The organism is Mycobacterium sp. (assembly GCF_050701675.1).
Lineage (GTDB): Bacteria > Actinomycetota > Actinomycetes > Mycobacteriales > Mycobacteriaceae > Mycobacterium.
Window position 1 is genome coordinate 1 of record NZ_JBOGDD010000175.1, and the last position, 3,171, is coordinate 3,171.

2 protein-coding genes and 2 pseudogenes are annotated in these 3,171 nt (G+C 63.2%); all 4 read right to left on the reverse strand.

Going from position 1 to position 3,171, the window contains the following annotated elements; genetic code table 11:
- On the reverse strand, window positions 1–844 hold an 844-nt coding region (locus ACRDUX_RS05170; RefSeq protein ID WP_526411662.1), incomplete at its 3' end, for a purine-cytosine permease family protein.
- 256 nt (window positions 845–1,100) lie between these two features.
- The gene (locus ACRDUX_RS05175; protein WP_526411664.1) at window positions 1,101–1,577 is read right to left on the reverse strand and encodes an aminoglycoside phosphotransferase/kinase family protein; all 477 of its coding nucleotides are present in this window, start codon (window positions 1,575–1,577) and stop codon (window positions 1,101–1,103) included.
- Window positions 1,577–2,188: pseudogene (locus ACRDUX_RS05180) on the reverse strand (SDR family NAD(P)-dependent oxidoreductase); the annotation flags it as partial. The gene ACRDUX_RS05175 and the pseudogene ACRDUX_RS05180, both read right to left, overlap by 1 nt.
- Before the next feature lie 488 nt (window positions 2,189–2,676).
- Window positions 2,677–3,048: pseudogene (locus tag ACRDUX_RS05185) on the reverse strand (acyl-CoA dehydrogenase family protein); the annotation flags it as partial.
- Window positions 3,049–3,171: the final 123 nt, after the last annotated feature.

A 3,171-nucleotide genomic window follows, 5' to 3' on the forward strand; every position in this document is an offset into this window, starting at 1 on the left:
GGACTACCGCACTGAGCACGCCACCGCCAAGAGCCACGTCGGCGCTCTGGAAGATATCGGACGCCCCGAACTTCGCCGTTAGCAGCAGCCCGAGTAGACAGACCCACACTGCTGACAGGAAGACGCCAGCGGCGGTCCAGCCGAAGATGGCGCGACCGGATGTGTCGGCGGGCAGGTAGCGCGAGTAGTCGGACACGAAGGGCGCATAGGTGAGGGCGAACGTGACGGCCACACCCACAGTGGTGAGGAACGCTCCGATCGAGACACTTTGATTGGTGGTGACTGGGGCGCCGTCGTGCAACAGTGCGGCCACCGTGACGATGAGTAGCACTGCGGTCAACGGATATTGTGCCCACCGGCAGACGGTGTGGATGGCGTGGTAGCCCACTACGGCAATGACGAAGCTGGCGAGTGCGACGATCAGCATGGCCACGCGAAGGTTCATGTCAGTGGCAGCGGCCAACGCCTGCCCACCGACGATGGTGACCGAGACCGTGAACCCCGCGTACATCAGGGCGGCGGCGATGACCGGAACGAGTGCCCCAAAATATCCGAACTGACCGCGACTTTGGATGAGCTGCGGGATACCCAGGCGGGCGCCTTGCACCGAATGCAAGGCCATCAGCGCGGTGCCGATCACGTTGCCGATGAGGGTGGCCGCTAGAGCGAGCCAGAAGTTGGGGACGATGGTGAAGATGACAAGTCCGAAGACGGCGTTGCCGACATTGAGATTGGCCGAGAACCACAGGGAGAACAGGTCGCGGGCGCGCCCTGAGCGCTCGGAAGCCGGTACGGGGTCTACGTGGTGGGCTTCCAGGGAGAAATCCTGGGTGGTGTTTTCCATCTTTGGGCCTCCGGGTGCGAGAAGGAAACAGCGGTCGAGGAGAAGCTTCTGAACTCCGCTCGTTCGGTCAGCGCCTGGTTCCGTGCTTCGGTGAATCGGCCGACATCGGCGCGCCGAATACACAGCGGGGGCTTGATTTTCAACACGTTGCCGTGCAGTCCGGTGGGTGCAACGATGCATCCGAGTTCGCGGAGTCGTTCGCAGATCGCGTCGACCTCTGCAGTCGACAGCGGTGTCGTGGAGCCATCGCCGGTAGTCAGATCGACGCCTTGGTACAGTCCCAGGCCAGCCCGGGGTGATCGAACCCGCTGAGCGACTTCGAAATTCGCCCTGAGACGCTGCCCAAGGCGTACATCGACGAGGTGGTCCAGTGGGAAGCGCGCGCCAACGCAAGCCCGCCGACCCACTGCATCTTCCGGGCGACCACCGTTCCCCGGCGTTGCAGCAGCTTGCCGTCTGAACCGGGTAACAACAGCGGTAACCGCAACGACGGCCAGGCTCGTCTGAGATGCTGTAGTAACTCCGCCTCAGCCAACAGCGCTGTTTCGTCCGCGCGATCACCGGTGGAGAACTTCAGTACTGCGCTTGGCTCACTGTCCGTATCCAACCTGAAGACACGGTCTTGCAGGCTACCGAGGCGGGTGAGTGGGCCGACCACGTCCCAACCCGCATCAAGGATTTCGGAGTAGTTCTCGTCGGTTTCGGCCGTCGGCGTCTCAGGATCGCTCGCCATCAGCGGACGACATCGTGGTGGGCAGCAAGAGGGTAGGCGCGCTCTTCGGCTATGGAGTTTCCGCCGTCGACGACGAACACCTGCCCGGTGATGTAAGACGCTGCAGCGGAGGCGAGAAATCCGACCAGCGCTGCGACCTCCTCGGGCCGTCCCGGTCGCCCGACAGGTGCGGCGGTGCCCATGGCATTTTCGTACTCGGTCGCAGATCCGGTCGCAATCCAGCCGGGAGCAACGACATTGGCGGTGATCCCGCGCTGGGCATGGTCGATGGCGATCGATCGGGTCAGCCCGACCACGGCGGCCTTGGCCGCATGATAGGCGGCGTCACCCCGGTAGGCCATGACCGACCCGGACACTGATCCGACATTGATAATTCGGCCGAAGCCTTGTTGCATCATGGGCGCCAAAGCCGCTCGGGTGACGAAGAAGGTCGTGTCGAGGTTGCGCGAGACAGCCGCTCGCCACTGGTCGTCGGACGTGTCTTCAACCGGCGCCTGTTCCTCGCCTCCGGTGGTGGCGACCATGCCGGCATTGTTGATCAACACATCGACACGACCCCACCGATCCATCGCGGTATCGACCAGACGTTGGGCTTGTGACGGATCGCAGAGGTCCCAGAATAATAAGAAGGCTTAGGCACCAGTCTGCACCAACTCCTCAACGCGGTCGTCGATGCGCGGGGACGTCGCGGCAATCACCAACCTGTGCGTGGCGGCGAGTGCTCGGGCACACGCGACCCCAATTCCGGTCGGGCTGCCGGCGCCGGTCACCACCGCGACGGGCGTTGACTCCCGGGCATGCGCGTTCAATCTCATACCGCTCGAACTCCTACAAAAGTGGGACGTTCGATCAGGATAGATCCGGTTAGATCAGATTTTCAGCGCATTAACATGCTTTTTACGTTGCCCTTCGAAACTCTCGACTGCTACACGACCTGTACGAGTGTTCTGTTTGGTTTATGTGGACTCGCTGGACCCTGACCTCGTGACGATCTGGCGGGCCACAGCCGTCCCCAACATCGAGATATTCGTGTACGTCCCAGGTGCGGCATTACGACAAAGGGGGCTAGGCGCATGTCGCCGCGTGCGGTCGTAACTGCCTGCTCGTCATCGCCGTAGGTGTTGATGTAGTGGGCGATGATCGGCGAGTGGACCGGCCAGCCACTCGCCGAATCATTGGCCAACGCCATTTCCTCGCCAACGACGGACGATAGCCCGAAGTCGCCGCCGACTCCGCCGTACTCCTCCGGCAGATCGAGACCCAGCAGGCCCGCGTCACCGAGCTGGTTCCAGAACTCACGGTCCGCCGCGTGCTGTTTGGCCCAGCGCTCCTGATTGGGTGTCGACGTTTTGCGGAAGAGCGCCGCCGCGTGCTTGCGCAGCTCACGATGTGCGTCGATCTCCCAGGATGGCCACGCAGATGCCCCCCACGATGGGCTACCTGCCGGGCGTGGCGAAGACGAGCAGCGCATCGCCCATGAGGGGGTCGGTGGTCATGGCGCCTCCTAGGCAGATTGGTGAAGCAGGTACTCCACGGCGGTAACCACGGCAGCGGCACCGTCTTCGCGGCCGATGCGGGCCGCGAGCAGTTGGGC